The organism is Candidatus Rhabdochlamydia sp. T3358, assembly GCF_901000775.1.
In the GTDB taxonomy this organism is placed as follows: domain Bacteria; phylum Chlamydiota; class Chlamydiia; order Chlamydiales; family Rhabdochlamydiaceae; genus Rhabdochlamydia.
In genome coordinates, this window is the sequence record NZ_CAAJGQ010000034.1 from 112,575 (window position 1) to 129,649 (window position 17,075).

Sequence of the window (17,075 nt, forward strand, 5' to 3'; positions counted from 1 at the left end):
CTTTAACCTTATTTATGAATTAAGATAGATTTATTTAATTATGTAATTTTGTATCTATTTTATGTATTTGATTTTTTATTGAATTAAATTTTAATATTTGTTTATAGTTAGTAACTTAATCTTATGAGGGTAAAATGCAGTTTTTTTTATCTCGGTTAAATACTTCTTCTTTCTAAAAATGGGGAGGAGATGTTTTCTAATGAAAAAAAAGTCCTTACCTTTGGTACTGCAGTAATAGATCAGTTGTCCCATTCCCTGTATTAAGAGTTAATAGAGCCCTAAATTCTATTTAAGTAAAAGCCCACCCTTGATTTGTCAAAGAAGTTAAAATGTGATCTTCCCATTGACCATTAATAAGCAAATATTTTTTTGCTTGGCCTTCAATAGTAAATCCAAGTTTTTTCAGCAGCTGAGCACTTCTTGTATTTGAGGGCATGTAATTGGCCATAATTCGATGAATGTTTTGTTCTTTAAACATATATTGAATACCTCTTTCTACAGCCTCTGACATAAGACCTTTTCTTTCATATGCAGCATCTATTTGGTATCCCAAATAGCAGGCTTGAAAAGGACCTCGAAAAATCTGAGAAAAATTGCAGAGACCGATTATTTCGCCTTTAGGACGCTCTTGAAGAAATAGTAAAAAACAAATAGCTTTGTTCTCTCTAAAATCTTCCTGCCATTTCATTATCTGAGCAGTATGATTTAACTCTACAGCTGTTGATCTCCACGGAGCAAGATGGTTCATATTTCGTTTTTTAAAAGCTTGCAATTCAAAACTATCGCCTTCAGTGGGAATGCGAAGTATAAGTCGAGAAGTGATTAAAGTGGTCATGCCGGAAAGTATATTAGATATTTCTTAAATCTTCAAATTATCATTTTTTTAAGCAGATCGAAAGAGGCTTTTTCCAGCAGCTTTCCGCAAGAAAAAATTCTGAGTGCATCCCAACTGCTTTTATTTTCGATATAATTTATTATACTTCATATAACCTGGTCCTGGAGGAGGTTGTTGCTTTGCTCCCTTTGATAATAGGAAATCTGCAAGTACTTTATTTTCTTGCACAACACAAACTTGAAAGGGTGTTAAGCCACTTCGATCTTTGACGTCTATTTCAGCTCCCGAAGCTATTAAGACTTTAGTAATTTCATCTAAACCAGCCTTTACGGCTAATTGCAATAATCGATCACCACTAGAAGTTTGATCATTGGAATTGCCTCCTCTCCTAAGTAAAGCATTCACCATGGCAACTCCTTTTTCCCCTTTTAGATAAGTCCTGTAAAAATTATTTCTGATTAACTCGCTTAAGGTAGGGTCATTTGCTCCCAAGTTTATCATAAAGTCAACCAAAGGTGCATAGTTGCCTTTATCTGCACTCTTAAGCGTTAGAATATAATCTTTTCGGGACACATATCCTTGATTCAAATTATTTGGCCATATGGGGTGCAAACATCTAAAAGCAAGAAGAAAACGATCGGCAATTAAACGAGAAAAACGACCGTTTCCATTCTCAAAAGGATGAATAAAAACTAATCGGTGATGAACTCTTGCAGCCATTTCCAAAAAAGTGAGTTCCACCGGATATTGCAACCAGGAAATTACTTCAAAGCAAAATTCTGCTAGCTGAGAAGGGATCAACCTGGGGTTGATACCTATTGAAGTAATTGATTTTCGGTAAGTCCCTGCCCATTTCCAAATATTCCCAAACATAGCTTTATGAATTGTTCTTAGCTCTGCTACTTGAAACCAATTTTTCGGATCGTGAACAGGTTTTATAAGATATTTTCTTTGTGCATTCAGGATATTTTCAGCTTCTACTCTATTGAGGTCCCTTAAATGATGAACCCAAGTTGGAATGAGTCCACTACAATCATCTATAGGGGTAGCATCTTCAGGAAAACTAAAACTTTTAAACATTTTCTTCCCATAATTTAGCGTTGGGTCCTTGTAAGAGACGTTCTTCTTCTTGTTTAATTAGCTCATCAATAAACCGAGAGTCAGGCTGTTGATCTTCTAGATTCATTGTTCCTTTGAGATAACGTACTTGTTTTTCAGCGACATTTCTTGCTTGCTTGCGTCGAATCGCATCAATTGAGTCATGTAATAGAGGTGCAATTACAAGGTCGCATGAAATTGCCTCAAGAATTTTATTCAATGTGGATAAACTTCCGCTCTGTCCTTGTTCGACTCGAGAAACTGTCGACTGAGGTACGCCTGCTCGTTTTGCTAGAGCCTTTTGAGACATTCCTAGCTGTATTCGGATAGAGCTAATAAGAGCTCCAACAGAAAGGTTTCTAACAGCTATTTTCACTTTCTGCAATGTGTGCATAATTTCTTCAATAAGAAGCTTTTCTGAAGGAGAATAGGATTTCATGTTTACCTCATAATTTTTTACAATAGCATATTTGCTATAAAAATCAATGAATTTTATGCTAATAAAGCATAAAAAATAAGAAAAACGATAGTATTTATGCTATCAAAAATATATTCCCTTTATTTTAATATGTTTATTGCAAGTAACTTAAGTATAAGATGCTTTTGGAGGTGATGATTGAAGAGATATCTTATCCAAAAGTTCTGAAATTGTGACAAATTGGTATCCAGCTGTTTTTAACTCTTTAATAATAAGGGATAGAGCTTGAACAGTCTGTGATCTATCTTGTGCTACATTGTCTCCATTGCCGTCGTGGAAAAGAATAATTGACCCAGGTTTTGTTTGAGCTAGAATGCGATTTACGATAGTAGCAACACCGGGACAGGCCCAATCGTCTGGAATCACGTCAAAGAGGATATGAGATCTTTTGGATTTATAGAGAACCCAGGCAAGCCCAAGAAGTTTTCTCCCATAGGGAGCTCTGAAATGAATGATACCTTGGTAGCCAGATTCCTTAATAAGCTGATCTGTTTTTTCGATTTCTTCTCGTATAAAGGCACAAGATTTAAAAATAAGAGATTGATGAGAATAGCTGTGATTACCCATTTCATGTCCTTCTTTATAGATTTGTTGTGCAAGGACTGGAAATTGCTCGATGTTTTGTCCTAACAAAAAGAAGGTTGCTTGTACTTTATGCAAACGAAGAATATCCAAAATTTCTTCTGTGTAAAAAGAGGGGCCGTCGTCGAAAGTTAAAGCAACCACTTTCTCAAGAGTGTCTATACGATGAATGCATCTTCCTAATAACTGCGGAGAGCGATGGCTCTTGAGCCATAGCAATAAGATGTAAGAGGAGGCAATCAATGCTAAAGTAAGACAAATCCAGATACTTCTTCTTTTCATATTCTTATCCAAAATTTATAGAGATAATAATAATCTTTTTCAAAAACAGCAATAGTTTAAAAGCTCCATATCTATATGGACAGGACTTTTCTTCTATTAAAATCTTGAATTTTTTTAGTACAACCTTTAGCCTTTTTTTTCTTTAAGCAAATAGAATTGTAATTTTTATGATAGAGAGTACTCATGAATACATTAAGAAGATTGTTACTAGGAGTTGTTTTTTTTAGCATGCTGTCTCTTCATATGAAAGTTCAAGCAGAATCAACTGAAGTTTCTTTAACTGTAAAAAGCAGTTTTTGTTTAGATGACCAATATTATGTTTGTTTAAGCGACAATAGTCATTTTGTATTAAATAAGGTTTTGATTCATAAAGGATCGGGTTGGTTTGGGGTAGATAAATATGGTAATCCTGCAGCTAGTTGGCTTATTGGTGATGCTGTATCTATACAGCGTACAGGAGAATATGAATGGCCATTTCAGATTGTGAATCTCTACACTCAACAAGGTGCTTTTGCTGCTTTAGTTAACTTTGAAGCTAGAAATTATGAACGTATGCAAGATAGATTGCGAGACTTGCTTAACGTTTTAAAGGAAATACAAAACGATCTCTCTATGATAAAATGCGATATAAAAACCATTAGGCAAGAAAACAAAAGACCTGCTCCTGCAAATTAGTCGGGAGCGATTTTTAAAACTGCGCGATAACGAATTTTATTAGAGCGCAATTTTTCAATGGCGGTATTGACCTCTGTTAAGGGAAATTCTTCAACTTGCGGCTTAATCTTATGTAAAGCTGCAAACTTAAGCATTTTTTGAATGCCAGGTCTACTTGCGATATTACTGCCACAGATGGTTTTTCGGCCATTGATTAAAGAGCGATTCAATAGCTCTATTTTTTCACTAGGAGCTCCTACTATACATAATTTACCCTTGCTCTTTAGTAAATCTACACATTCTTCTACGTTTAAAGAACCGTGAGTTGTGGAAAGAAGGAAGTCAAAAGAATTTTTGTGTAAAGCAAGCTCTTTTTTGTCAGTAGTGCAAAGGAAATGATGTGCACCAAATTTTTCCGCTTCAGTTTTTTTTCCTAAGGTAGAAGAGATAGCAGTTACTTCACATCCCCAAGCTTTGGCAAATTGTAGAGCAAGATGACCTAATCCTCCAATGCCTATTATGCCGACATGAGCAGTAGGAGAGACTTTATATTCTAGGAAAGGAGAAAAAACAGTGGCTCCGCCACATAAAAGAGGAGCTGCTTCTAACGATGTGAGGGTTTCAGGAATAGGAAAAGCGAATCTAGCATCTGCAATTATTTTTTTAGCATAGCCTCCAAAATGCCCTATGCAGGTAGCTGTTGATTGACTACATAGATTTTCTTCTCCTTGATTGCACCATTCGCAGTTCATACAGGAACTACCTTGCCAACCGATACCTACTCTCATTCCCATTTCGAAGTTTTTTACTAGCTCTGCTTTTGCTGTGATTATTCCAATAATTTCATGACCTGGAACTAAAGGATAACTGGATATATGCCAATCGTTATCAATTAAGTGAACATCGCTATAACATACCCCACAGTGAGAAATGTTTAATTCGATATCGTATTTAGAAAGAGGCTTTGATTCATATTCAAAAGGCTCGAGTAACCCTTTAGCCTTTTTTACAGCATATGCTTTAATCATATAAATTCCTTTAATTTTTATATCTAAAACTTATGTTTACATAAAAATGTATTGAATTTCAAAGAGAATATGTTATAGTTTTTTTGTTGAAAACATGTTGCTGGAGAGTAGGGAGCATCCTTTACAAGGAATAATCTTCTTATAAGCAAAGTCTTTAGACTTTGTCAAAGTACCTTTATTTAAAACAAAAAGATTTAATATGAAACGCTTGTTTGCACTTACAAGTGGATATTTCCACTTATGCTCTTTTTTATGGATCCTGTTCATTTTTTCATATGAATCCTTATTTGCAGGGCTTGTATATCCAGATTTTACATTGTCAATGATGCGCGATGGAAATAGCCTCCATAAATATGAAGATGTTTTTATAAAAAAACAAAAAAAAGGAGATTTTTCTAATACAAAATATTTAGAGATATTTAGAAATATTTATGCTCGTAATATCATTAAAGCGAGAATGCTAGAAGATGATTCCATTAGAATTCCGCTTATCGTGCATCAGATTTGGTTGGGAGGGCAAGTCCCTGAAAAGTATGGTGAATGGATGAAATCCTGGGTAAATCTAATGGGTTGGGAGTATAAACTATGGACAGATGATGATGTCAAAGAGATGGTTTTATATAATAGAAAGCTCTATGACCAATCGAGTAATTATGGAGAAAAATCAGATATCTTACGTTTAGAAATACTTTGGGAATATGGTGGTCTATATGTGGATGTGGATTATGAATGTATAAAACCAGAAATCTTTGATGGGCTGCATAAATCTTTTGACTTTTATATTGGATTTGAACCGATAGAACATGGCCTTATTTATGATATGTATAAAACGTGTAATGCTTTAGTAGGAGCTGCTCCAGGCCATCCTTTAATTCTGGATTTTATGGAACATATGAATGAAAATGTCATAAAATACCAATATCAAACAGCTGTGGAAAAAACAGGGCCTGATTATTTATCACGTGTAATTTTTGCATATGAACAAAATAACATCAATTACCAGTACAGAAATATGTATTTGCCTTGTACTTTTTTTTATCCTTTTTCTGCACCTGAGATAAAGGTTTTAAGTCAACAGGAGTTGTTGTCACAACTACCTTTAGAAACAGCAGCTATTCATTACTGGACTGGTAGCTGGATAGATGTGCAAGATCCTCTTCCCTATTATCTATTAGAGGAAAATCTATGAAAGTATGGGCAAAGCTTGTTATTTTTGCTCCCGAATCTCATGCAGATCAAATAAGAACTGCTGCAGCTAAGGTAGGAGCAGGAAAAATAGGTAAATATTCTGATTGTAGTTTTTCTGTAAAAGGAACCGCAAGGTTTCTGCCAAAAAAAGGATCTGAGCCTTGGACTGGTAAAGAGAACCAATTAGAAGAGGTGATAGAAGAGCGAATTGAGATGCTTTGCGAGGAAATCTATATAGAGCAGGTTCTTAAGGAAATTAGTAGGGTGCACCCTTATGAAGAGCCTGCTATTGATATATATCCCGTTTATCAAAGAGGGTTTTTTACATGAGTAAATTAAAGGCCTATATACAGAGGGGACTTCTTTTTTTTATGCTAACTTTACCTCTTTCTTTATTAGGCAAAGATAGTAGCGCAAGTCCTTTTGTGCTTATTACAGTCCCTAAATCGGGATCGCATATGATCTTAAAAGCTCTTTACCTGATAACAGGAACTACTGCTTTATGGCATGCTGATTTTATACCGCTTAATTTATCGGACCGACAATTTTTATATACGCATTTTTGTGTTCCTTCTTCATTGGAAGAGGGCTATGCACAAATTCCCAGACTGAAGACGATTATTAACATTCGGGATTTAAGAGATGTTTGTATTTCCATGGTATATCATATTCGTGCATCTTTATGGCCTGGAATGAGTGCAGAACAAAGAGAGGTTTTTAAAACCCTTTCTTTTGATGAACAACTACTCTTTGTCATTAACTATGATTATGACGTAGATGAGGTAGCAGAATTTGCTCCTCATTCTCTACAGGTTTCTATGGTAAAAATTGCAGAACAGCTTGAGAGATATTGTCAGAGATCGGACTATTTAATTTGTAAATACGAGAATTTAGTCGGTCCCAAAGGAGGAGGAAATCAAGAGGCTCAAATCAAAGAGATAAAACGTATTGCTAATTATTTAGATCTATACCCTTCAGAATTTTTGTTAGAACAAATAGCTTCTAAGCTCTATGGGAATGAATTTGACCCTTTTGGAAAGAAGGGTTTCGAAGATTTTGCAAGTACATTTCGTCAGGGAAGAATCCATGCTTGGAAACAGGTTTTTAAAGAGCAGCACATAAAGGCTTTTAAAAGAAAAATGAATAAAGCGCTTATTGCTTTAGCCTATGAAACAAAGGAAGACTGGTAGGGTCTGTATCAATTTTGCACCAATATTACTTGATATCCTTTTATAAGAATTCTCCATCCTTTTTTTATGAGAAAATCGATAGCAAGTTTCCCTTTTCCTCCTCGAGGAAGCATGCAATCATCAATCATAATTACGCTGTTTTTATGTAGCTTTGAGTAGGCTGCCTGTACTTCTAAAAGATGGTGTTTTTGAGAAGCTAATGGATTAGTAACTTCAAAATCATAGCTATCTAAATAGAGAAAGTCTATGGATTCTGAAAAATTATGTAGGAATTCTACTGAATCAGAGCAAATAAAGTGAGCATTTTTAAAACCTGGTTTTAAATCTCTTTGTGCATTTAAAAGCGCTTGTTTGTCTATATCCACAGAGTAAAATTTGCCACCGTAGTTATTGATATAATCAGTGAAAATTAAAGAAGAGCAACCATCTCCTGCACAATTAGTACCCCCAAATCTAGAAGTTCCTGTTTCTATGATCCTTTCCAGCTTTCTATCTTGTATGAGTTTAAGAGCTCGTGCAAATGTGTGATAACGTAAATTAAGGGTTTTAAGTTTTGTGTCGAGAAAAGCACATGTAGGCGATTCAAAAGAGCCAGCTTTTATTTTTCTAATGAGATGAGCTTTTAAGGCGATAAGACGAGCCTTAACTCTAGCCATACGAATAAAGCAATTCCATAAATAAACCATAAAACAACCCCTAAAAAACATTAAGGTGCATTTTTTAAGTTAAAAACTCAACTGATTTTAAGAGTTTTATACGATAAAAGAATATATGCAAAAATTTAAGAGAATTTTTCGCCTAAAAGTTTATTACAAAAATCTCTTGCAGAATATTTAAATATAAATTTAATTAAACTATTTTTTTAAATTAAAACTATATAAAAAAAAGTAATCTATAATTTTAATGACTATAAATTATTATTTTGTATAAATTAACTTTTCTGATTTTTTATTATTAATAATAATTTTAATTATATAGGATGTTTAAAGTATGATACTAGAAAAAGAAAACGATACTGTTACTATTAATGGACATGATCTAACCACAGAGATTTTAAACCAAGCTGGAGAAAACAATAAATCTAGAGTAGAGATTTCTGAGGAGACAAAAAAAAAGATTGAAGATTCTCGGGAGTTGCTGAATCGGTTTGTAGAAGATAATCGAGTGATTTATGGAGTAAATACAAGTTTAGGTGGTTTTGTAGATTGGTTAATTCCTATTAGCTCTGCTGGACAGTTACAAGAAAATTTAATTTCTGCAGTTGCAACAAATGTAGGCTCTTATCTAGATGATCACATAGTAAGAGCTACTATTTTAACAAGATTGAATTCGCTAGCTCGAGGCACCTCTGCTATTTCTTGGGTTAATTTTGATAAATTAATGCAAATTTATAATGCTGGAATTCTTCCTTGTATTCCTTCAAAAGGATCTCTAGGTGCAAGTGGTGATTTGGGGCCTTTAGCATGTATAGCTCTTGTTGCTACAGGTAAATGGAGAGCAAAGTATCAAGGTCAAATTATCTCTGGTCAGCAAGCTTTAAAAGAGGCGGGTATTGAGCCTATGAAATTAAGCTTTAAGGAAGGTTTGTGCTTAATTAATGGAACATCTGCAATGGCAGCTTTAGCATCTTCGCTAGTGGAAAAGGCCATCTCACTGATTAAAACTTATGATGTAATTTCTTGTTTAACTTTTGAAGGTTTAAGGGTAAAAAAGAAACCTTTTCATCCATTTGTACATGCGCAAAAGCCTCATCAAGGCCAATTAATTACCGCTAAAAATATTTGGGCGATTTTACAAGATTCTCAAATGGCGGTAGATGAAAAATCTGTTGAAGAACAGCTGCAGTCTTATGCACATACACAGCCAATAGCTACTCAAGCACCTATTGAAGATGCTTATTCCATTCGTTGTACACCTCAAATCATTGGACCTATTCGAGAAAATCTTGAATGGATTCAGCGGGTGGTAACAAATGAGTTAAATTCAAGTAATGATAATCCTTTGATTCTTTGTGAACACCAAGAGATATTTCATAATGGACATTTTCACGGGCAATACATTTCTATGGCTATGGATCATCTTTCCATATGTATGACTACATTATCTAATCTTTCTGATAGACGTATTGATCGATTCATGGATAAAAATCACAGTAACCAATTGCCTGCTTTTTTATGTCTAGAAAATCCAGGTTTACGATTAGGATTAATGGGAGGGCAGTTTATGTCAGCTTCTTTAACAGCTGAAAACCGCTCTTTATGTAATCCTGTGTCTATTCAGTCGCTTACTTCAACTGGGGATTTTCAAGATATTGTTTCTTTGGGTCTTATTGCTGGTCGAAGAGCTCGAGAAATTTATGAAAATAGCTGTTATGTATTAGCTTTTGAACTGCTCTGTGGAGTACAGGCTGCCGAAATTAGAGGTGCAAACCTTTTAAGTAGTGCTACAAGAGAGCTGTTTAATATGGTACGTAAACATGTTCCTTATTTATCAACGGACCAATGCCTAACCGATTATTTAGAAAAGTTAGCGGATATTATTAAAACTGGGACTTTGCTACAAGAGGTAGAAAAAATACAGGGAAGAATACCATTTATGAAGGAATAGTGGGGTTTTTATCTTGAGAGGATAGCTAGAGTCTTGTATAGAAGTGAAGATTAAGCACCTCTCTTTAAGGTCTTCGCATATGTCTACAGAAAAATCTTTTGACCAAGATTTTATGAAAGGAGTAGCATACATCCTGCTTTCAACTATTGGGATCTCTCTCTTTGGGTTGTTTTCTAAGTTTGGATTGGATGAGACTCCTTTTTTTTTAATCACATTTTTACGATTTGCCATTCCCTTTATTTTGCTCTTACCATTTTCTCTAGCCAAATATTCTGTTGTTCAACTTTGGCAAGCCACAAACTGGAAAATACAGTGGTTGCGCAGCAGTTGTGTGCTTGTGTATCAGTACTCTTTTTTTTATTTTTTAAATCAACAATCTTTGCTTGATGCTGCTGTTTTACAAAATACTTCACCCTTATTTATCTTAATCTTTGAAAGCCTTTTTCATAAGCAGCGTCTAAATATGATTACTCTATTTAGTATCGCCATTTCTTTTATAGGGGTGCTTTGTATTCTGCAGCCAGATCTTGGAGTAATTAGTAGAATTAGCTTAGTCGGGTTCCTGATTCCCGTGGCTTTAGCAGGTTCTCAAGTTGTCTATTCTCATCAAGTACATCATGCTCCTCAACAAAGCACATTGTTTTTTTTGTTTTTTCTCTGTTCCATTTTTACAGGAGTTCTTTATCTTTTTTCAGGGGAATTATTTCAGACAAGCGCTTATGGGCATACAAGCAGTTTTGTGCACTTATGGATTTTATTAGGCATGGGAATTACAAGCATTTTCAACCAATCTTTTCGTGGATTTGCCTATCGATATGCTAGGCCATCTATTTTAGCCCCTTTCTCTTATGTAGCTCTTTTATTTTCGGGATTGTTTGATTGGCTTATTTTTAATCGGCTGCCTAACTTATGGTCTGGGTTGGGTCTGGCTCTGGTTATTATAGGCAGCGTCATTCAATTTTATGGTAAAAAGCGCTCTGTCTCTTAAAACCAGTCATGATGTAAGAGAAATGTTTAAATAAAGAAGCATTTGATTAAAGATCTCTTGCTCTGTGTGATTGCAATCAATGGTGTGAAGCAACTTAAGCTTTTTGTAATACATAATTAAAGGAGCTGTTTGTTTATGATATACTTGCAGGCGCTTACTAACGACTTCAGGTTGATCGTCAGATCGATAAACCAAATTTGCATCACATATATCGCAAATCCCTGCTTTTTTTGGTGGAGAATTGAATAGGTGGTAAGGAGTATGGCACTTTGCACAAATCAGACGATCTCGCAATCGCCTAATAATCTCTTGATCACTTAAATCTAGATTAAAAACAAATGGCTCAATTGTATTTTGAGTGAAATAGACTTGTAATTTTTCAGCTTGGGCTAAGGTTCTAGGAAATCCATCTAAAATATAGCCTTTTTTGCAGTCTTCCGCAGAGATTCTTTCAAATAACATATGTAAAATCATTTCATCTGGAACTAGCTGGCCACTCTGCATATAGACATCTACTGTTTTACCAAGCTCTGTCTTTTTATGAATCTGTTCTCTAAGTAGGTCTCCTGTGGAAATATGAGTAAGATGAAAATATTGAGATAAATTCTTTGCTTGAGTTCCTTTTCCAGCTCCAGGAGGGCCTAATAAAATAAATACGCGCATGTCAGCAGGAGATTCAGCCATAAAGTACCAATTAAAAGTGGTTTGGAAAGAGGTTTATCTTAGCAGAAACTTCTCTTTTAAAAATAACATTTTTTGTCTTTAGGAAATGGAAAAAAAGTCCAAAATTCAAAGGGTTTGTACAGAAATTTTTTTAGTTAGTTGGGCTTTTTTTTGTTAAATTTTATTTTTACTATTCCATTTTTACATATAGCTTCTGGACTTTTTGTTTCATCTACAGCGCTAGGTAAAGGAATGCTGTAAGAAAATGAACTAGTAGCTTTGCGGTAAAATTTTTTTTTACTATCTTTTGTTTCTTCTTTTTTAATAGCTTTGATCCAAAGAATTCCTTGATTTAGAGAAAGCTCTATCTCTTCTGATTTAATACCAGGAACATAAGCTTCTATATAAACATATTTTTCGTCTTCTGATATAGTTAAACCCGAAGATTCTTCAAAAAGATTAAAAAGAAACATTCCCCCTTTTTCTCCAAACAAAGGAAAGGGACTGCTAATATGAGGAAAGAATTCATGAAGGTGGTTGGTTAGCTTACGGCTCATAGATTTTAATTTGGTTAAAAATATAATTTATAATTATATATATATATTAAATAAAATAAACAAGAGAAAAGTGTTGGATAAAAAGTGATGAGTTCTATAAAATATTAGATTTGAGATTGCAAAAATTTCTCTGTTAGAGGATTTTAAAGTCTCTTATTAAAAGGTTTATGGCAAAAGAAAAAGTAAAAGCATTCGGTATTTTAAGAAGCATTTTTTGGCCTGTTCATCGCTCTGAACTTAAAAAAGTTCTTTCCATGTTACTTTTACTATTTCTCATTTGTGTAAGTTACAGCGTACTGCGAAATTTAAAAGATGCGGTTATTCTAACAGCGAAGCACTCAGGAGCAGAGGTAATCCCTTTTATTAAAGTGTGGGGGATTTTCCCTGCTGCAATTGGGGCTACTTGGTTGTATACTCGCCTGAATCGCTATTTTAGCAAGTCAGCTGTTTTTTATATCACCATCTCCTGTTTTCTAGCCTATTTTCTTGTATTTGCCTTCATTTTATATCCAAATAGCGAAAAATTGCATCTGCATACATTAGGAAATTGGTTATCTACTGTTTTACCAGAAGGATTTCAAGGCTTAATAGCTTTAGTGCGCAATTGGACTTTTACCTCTTTTTATATAGTTTCAGAGCTATGGGCTACTTTATTATTAGCAGTAATCTATTGGGGTTTTGTAAATGATGTAACATGTGTGGGTGAAGCAAAAAGAACGTATGGGATTTTAAATATAGGTTCAAATATAGCCCCTATTTTAGGAGGATCTCTCGCTTTAATTTTTAGCAAACCCTTTACTATTTCTTTTTTACCCACCAATGAAAATCCTTGGAGCCAGACAATTTATCAGCTTATTTTATTAATTGTGGTTTTAGGAATTGCTTGCATGGGTCTTTATGCTTGGATTAATCAATATGTATTAACTGACAAAGAAAGGAAAGAGCCCTGTCTAATTAAGCAAGAAATAAAAAAACAACTTTCTATTAGAGAGAGTATAAAATACATTCTTCGTTCTAGGTATTTAGTTCCTCTTGCTATCATTGTTTTAGGCTATAACATCAGTATTAACCTTACAGATGTCTTATGGAAGGCTCAATTAACAACTCTATTTAGCGATCCCAATGTCATGCTTGAACACATGAATAAAATAACCGTCGGAATTGGTATATTAGCTACCTGTGGGGCTTTATTTTTTTCTGTTTTAATTACCAGACTTGGTTGGACTTTTACTGCAGTTATCACTCCAGCAATCATGACGCTGACCGCTGTTGGTTTTTTTACTTTTATGTTTTGCTCTGATTCATTGGCAGCTTTTTCAGCGGCTGTTTTTGGACTGGCTCCTTTTACCATGGCGGTATATTGTGGATCTTTGCAAAACTGTTTGAGCAAAGCTTGCAAATATTCGGTATTTGATGCTTCTAAAGAAGTAGCTTTTTTGCCTCTTAATAGTGAATCTAAACTCAAAGGAAAAGCTGCAATTGATGGTCTGGGCTCGAGTTTAGGCAAATCCGGTTCTTCATTAGCTTATCAGATGTTTATTATTCTAATGGGAAGTGTAGCTCTTTCAGCTCCTTTTGTAGCCGGTGTTTTATGTCTTATTTTAATTGCTTGGATCTCATCTGCTTTTTATTTAGGCAAACAATTTAAGCAAATAACTGCGACCGATAATCCCATTGTTATGCAGGGTCTTCCAGACTCTAATCTATAAAGTCTCTTGTGCACCTATTTTATATAAAACTTGCAAAAAATAAGCGAAACATACATTAAATGTTTTAAAGTTAAGCCCAAAGCGAGTTGTTCATAATGGACAAGCAAGTAATTCTAATTACAGGGATAAGTGGAAGAATAGGCTCAAAAGTAGCTGAGTATTTTTCTCAAGATTATCAAATCATTGGTTTTGATATTACTCCACCTGTAAATCAGAATATGGTTTTTATTAAAGTAGATATCTCTTCTGATGAAAGTGTGCTCAAGGGGTTTGAGCAATTAAAAAAAGATCATGGAGATAAAATAGTCTCAGTTATTCACCTTGCTGCTTATTATAGTTTTGCAGAACCAGAGAGCGAAAAATACGATCAAATTACCGTAAAAGGCACACAAAGACTTCTGAAAAGTTTAGCACATTTCCAATTAGAACAATTTATTTTTTCCTCAACAATGTTGATATACAAACCAACTAAGCCAGGAGTTAAAATAACGGAGGATTCAGCTATAGCGCCTTCTTGGGGGTATCCACGCTCTAAAACACAAACAGAGCAGCTCATTCATGAATTGAGAAAAGGATTTAGCAGTGTTAATTTACGCATTGCAGGTGTTTACGATGATAAATGCCATTCCATTCCTTTATCTAATCAAATGCAGAGAATTTTTGAAAAACAAATAGAAGCTCATCTTTTTTCTGGTGATATTCATTGTGGGTCTAGCTTTGTCCATATGAATGATTTAGTAGAAGCAATCGGCTTATGTGTGAAAAAACGCAAAGAGCTTCCAGAAGAAATGAATCTGCTCATTGGAGAAGCTAAAACTTTTAGTTATGATGAACTACAGAAAAAGATGGCTTACTCTCTATATAAAAAAGACTGGACAACCTGGCGTATTCCTAAACCCCTTGCTAAAATAGGTGCTTGGTTCCAAGATCATTTGCCTTTTATGAAACCCTCTTTTATCAAACCTTGGATGATTCAAATTGCAGATGATCATTACGAATTAGACATCTTAAAAGCAAAAAGGTATCTAGGTTGGGAGCCAAAGAAGCGTGTGGATGAAACTATTTTAAAATGGGCGGAAGAATTAAAAAAAGACCCGATAGCTTGGTATAAAGAAAATGGATTGAATATACCCCATTCTCTAAAGAGAAAAGTACAATGAAAAAATTGTTTTGTTTTCTTAGCATGGCTTTAGGGGTTTGGTTATTTGCTAATCCTTTAACCTTTTCCTATCAAGATGATCTGCTAATGTATAACGATCTTTGCATAGGATTGCTCATTACATTATTTGCTGTGGGTTTTTTCTATACTAAAAAAAAGGGATTTGCATGGGGCATAGCAGGGCTTGGTATCTGGCTAAAACTAGCGCCTCTGATATTTTGGGCTCCTCAGTCCATTATTTATCTAAATGATACCCTAATCGGGTCTTTAGCTGTTGTCTTTGGTTTTCAGTTAGCAATGCCTGAAATTTCTTTTGAAAACACAAGCTTTTGTCCTAAAGGATGGTCTTTTAACCCTTCTTCTTGGACTGCAAGGGTTTTGACTATTGCTTTAGCTCTTGTGTGTTGGTTTTTTTCTCGATACATGGCAGCGTATCAACTAGGGTATATTTCTCAAGTTTGGGACCCCTTTTTTTTAGATGGGACAAGTAAAGTACTCAATTCCGATGTTTCCCATGCATTTCCTATTTCTGATGCTGGCTTAGGAGCTTTTGGATATACTTTAGAGTTTTTACTTGGATGGCAAGGCGGTAGTAAAAGATGGGCAAAAAACCCATGGCTTGTTTGTCTTTTTGGTTTTCTTGTTATTCCTGTAAGCATAATTAGTGTTCTGCTGATTGTTTTACAACCTGTAGTTGTCGGTGCATGGTGTAGCTTGTGTTTAGCTACAGCTTTTTTTATGTCTATTATGATTTTATTTACAGCTCCAGAATTAGTAGCCACTCTTTTGCTTTTAAAAGAAGCAAAGCACAATCATTGCTTTTGGCAGACCTTTTGGCATGGAATACATGTAGAGGAAAAAAAATCCAAAGTTCTAAAGCAGTCGTTTGGGATAACACTGCCTTGGAGTCTGCTTTTATTAATTGTATTAGGCATTTGGCTAATTATTAGCGCTTCTTATATAAACAGTGGTTTTTTAATTAATATCCATTACATATTAGGACTTTTAGTTATCTTTATTTCTTTGATTTCCTGTGCAGAAGTATTTCGAGCACTGCGCTTTTTGAATCTGCTATTTGCAGCTATCTTACTTGTCACGGTGTGGTTTCATCATGAGATCTCCTTACTTCTTATCTTTCACAATCTTCTTTTAGGGTTTTTGATTGGTTTCTTATCTTTCCCAAAAGGAAAAGTTATTGAAAAATATGGCTCTTGGCAACGTCTAATTTTCTAAAGTTGCAATTTTTTTTTCTCTATGAAAAAGCGAATAAAAACAAGAAAAGCGATTGCGAAAAAAGCGGTATATTATGTATGTTGTTTACTTCCTTAGCGTGAAAGACAAGAAGCGCAAAAGGAATAGAATCAACGAGATTGGTTCAAAAGATGTTTAACAGCAAAACAGAAGTGACGTGCAAGCAAAATAGAGCTTGTGTAAATGGAATGAATAAAATCATTTTATTTGCCTGTTAATTTTTTTAATATGAGCAAATTTTCAAGAAATATTTTTCTGAGAATTTGATCTTGGTTCAGATTGAATGCTGGCAGCGTGGATGAGGCATGCAAGTCGAACGAGGCTAGAGGGCAACCTTTAGTTTAGTGGCGAAAGGGTTAGTAATACATGAATAACTTACCCTTTACCTGGGGATAACGACTGGAAACAGGCGCTAATACCGAATGAGGTACCGATAAGAGTTTATTGGCTATCAAAGTGGGGGACCTTGTAAAGAGGCCTTGCGGTAAAGGATAGGTTCATGGGATATCAGCTAGTTGGTGTGGTAAAGGCGCACCAAGGCTAAGACGTCTAGGCGGATTGAGAGATTGACCGCCAACATTGGGACTGAGACACTGCCCAAACTCCTACGGGAGGCTGCAGTCGAGAATCTTTCGCAATGGGCGAAAGCCTGACGAAGCGACGCTGCGTGAGTGATGAAGGCTTTCGGGTTGTAAAACTCTTTCGCGCAAGAGCAAAGTGTATTAGTGAATAACTGATACATGTGAGAGTACTGCGTAAAGAAGCACCGGCTAACTCCGTGCCAGCAGCTGCGGTAATACGGAGGG

17 protein-coding genes and 1 rRNA gene are annotated in these 17,075 nt (G+C 35.0%); 10 read left to right on the forward strand and 8 right to left on the reverse strand.

Translation table 11 applies throughout. The features are described from left to right. Positions 1-289: 289 nt before the first annotated feature. The 4 genes from RHTP_RS08240 to RHTP_RS08255 form a co-directional block, all read right to left on the reverse strand. A complete protein-coding gene (locus tag RHTP_RS08240; protein WP_138107640.1) occupies positions 290-835 on the reverse strand; it encodes a GNAT family N-acetyltransferase in 546 nt (181 codons plus the stop codon). Between the two features lie 120 nt (positions 836-955). Further along, positions 956-1,915 (reverse strand): mobile mystery protein B, encoded by a 960-nt coding sequence (locus tag RHTP_RS08245; protein ID WP_138107641.1) that lies wholly within the window; start codon positions 1,913-1,915, stop codon positions 956-958. Beyond that, positions 1,908-2,372 (reverse strand): helix-turn-helix domain-containing protein, encoded by a 465-nt coding sequence (locus RHTP_RS08250; protein ID WP_138107642.1) that lies wholly within the window; start codon positions 2,370-2,372, stop codon positions 1,908-1,910. The genes RHTP_RS08245 and RHTP_RS08250 overlap by 8 nt, the downstream gene beginning before the upstream one ends. 147 nt (positions 2,373-2,519) lie before the next feature. Then, entirely contained in the window at positions 2,520-3,275 is a 756-nt protein-coding gene (locus tag RHTP_RS08255; RefSeq protein ID WP_138107643.1) for a polysaccharide deacetylase family protein, read from the reverse strand. A 183-nt stretch (positions 3,276-3,458) separates the two neighbouring features. Between RHTP_RS08255 and RHTP_RS08260 the strand changes: the two genes are divergently transcribed. Continuing rightward, positions 3,459-3,950, forward strand: a complete 492-nt coding sequence (locus RHTP_RS08260; RefSeq protein ID WP_138107644.1) for a hypothetical protein — start codon at positions 3,459-3,461, stop codon at positions 3,948-3,950. On the opposite strand, the gene RHTP_RS08265 is transcribed toward RHTP_RS08260, so the two are convergent. Then, the gene (locus RHTP_RS08265) at positions 3,947-4,957 is read right to left on the reverse strand and encodes an NAD(P)-dependent alcohol dehydrogenase (RefSeq protein ID WP_138107645.1); all 1,011 of its coding nucleotides are present in this window, start codon (positions 4,955-4,957) and stop codon (positions 3,947-3,949) included. The two genes, RHTP_RS08260 and RHTP_RS08265, sit on opposite strands and share 4 nt — an antisense overlap. Positions 4,958-5,156: 199 nt before the next feature. On the opposite strand from RHTP_RS08265, the gene RHTP_RS08270 reads away from it, so the two are divergent. Genes RHTP_RS08270 through RHTP_RS08280 form a run of 3 tightly spaced genes read left to right on the forward strand, consistent with a single transcriptional unit; the run spans position 5,157 to position 7,335 of the window. After that, positions 5,157-6,146 carry a TcdA/TcdB catalytic glycosyltransferase domain-containing protein gene (locus RHTP_RS08270; protein ID WP_138107646.1) on the forward strand — a complete coding sequence of 330 codons (990 nt, stop codon included), beginning with the start codon at positions 5,157-5,159 and terminating at the stop codon, positions 6,144-6,146. Further along, complete coding sequence (locus RHTP_RS08275) at positions 6,143-6,475, forward strand: YqfO family protein (RefSeq protein WP_138107647.1); 333 nt, start codon at positions 6,143-6,145, stop codon at positions 6,473-6,475. The genes RHTP_RS08270 and RHTP_RS08275 overlap by 4 nt, the downstream gene beginning before the upstream one ends. Beyond that, the gene (locus tag RHTP_RS08280; RefSeq protein WP_138107648.1) at positions 6,472-7,335 is read left to right on the forward strand and encodes a sulfotransferase domain-containing protein; all 864 of its coding nucleotides are present in this window, start codon (positions 6,472-6,474) and stop codon (positions 7,333-7,335) included. Before RHTP_RS08275 ends, RHTP_RS08280 begins: the two co-directional genes overlap by 4 nt. An 8-nt stretch (positions 7,336-7,343) precedes the next feature. Here RHTP_RS08280 and RHTP_RS08285 read toward each other — a convergent pair whose 3' ends face one another. Next, positions 7,344-8,021: a class I SAM-dependent methyltransferase gene (locus tag RHTP_RS08285; protein WP_138107649.1), complete on the reverse strand. Its 678-nt coding sequence runs from the start codon at positions 8,019-8,021 to the stop codon at positions 7,344-7,346. Positions 8,022-8,325: 304 nt separating this feature from the next. Between RHTP_RS08285 and RHTP_RS08290 the strand changes: the two genes are divergently transcribed. Further along, complete coding sequence (locus RHTP_RS08290; protein WP_138107650.1) at positions 8,326-9,942, forward strand: phenylalanine aminomutase (D-beta-phenylalanine forming); 1,617 nt, start codon at positions 8,326-8,328, stop codon at positions 9,940-9,942. A gap of 79 nt (positions 9,943-10,021) precedes the next feature. After that, a complete protein-coding gene (locus RHTP_RS08295) occupies positions 10,022-10,930 on the forward strand; it encodes a DMT family transporter (protein WP_138107651.1) in 909 nt (302 codons plus the stop codon). A gap of 6 nt (positions 10,931-10,936) precedes the next feature. Here RHTP_RS08295 and RHTP_RS08300 read toward each other — a convergent pair whose 3' ends face one another. After that, the gene (locus RHTP_RS08300; protein ID WP_212742874.1) at positions 10,937-11,614 is read right to left on the reverse strand and encodes an adenylate kinase; all 678 of its coding nucleotides are present in this window, start codon (positions 11,612-11,614) and stop codon (positions 10,937-10,939) included. A gap of 134 nt (positions 11,615-11,748) precedes the next feature. After that, a complete protein-coding gene (locus RHTP_RS08305; RefSeq protein WP_171005790.1) occupies positions 11,749-12,087 on the reverse strand; it encodes an Hsp20/alpha crystallin family protein in 339 nt (112 codons plus the stop codon). A gap of 230 nt (positions 12,088-12,317) precedes the next feature. Here RHTP_RS08305 and RHTP_RS08310 point away from each other — a divergent pair, with 230 nt between their 5' ends. The 4 genes from RHTP_RS08310 to RHTP_RS08325 all read left to right on the forward strand — a co-directional run. Beyond that, positions 12,318-13,859 carry an Npt1/Npt2 family nucleotide transporter gene (locus tag RHTP_RS08310; protein WP_138107653.1) on the forward strand — a complete coding sequence of 514 codons (1,542 nt, stop codon included), beginning with the start codon at positions 12,318-12,320 and terminating at the stop codon, positions 13,857-13,859. A 95-nt stretch (positions 13,860-13,954) separates the two neighbouring features. Continuing rightward, positions 13,955-15,019, forward strand: coding sequence for an NAD-dependent epimerase/dehydratase family protein (locus RHTP_RS08315; protein WP_244609546.1), 1,065 nt, complete (start codon positions 13,955-13,957; stop codon positions 15,017-15,019). Beyond that, the gene (locus RHTP_RS08320; RefSeq protein ID WP_138107654.1) at positions 15,016-16,251 is read left to right on the forward strand and encodes a vitamin K epoxide reductase family protein; all 1,236 of its coding nucleotides are present in this window, start codon (positions 15,016-15,018) and stop codon (positions 16,249-16,251) included. Before RHTP_RS08315 ends, RHTP_RS08320 begins: the two co-directional genes overlap by 4 nt. A 269-nt stretch (positions 16,252-16,520) precedes the next feature. Then, positions 16,521-17,075: ribosomal RNA gene (locus tag RHTP_RS08325) — 16S ribosomal RNA — on the forward strand; the annotation flags it as partial.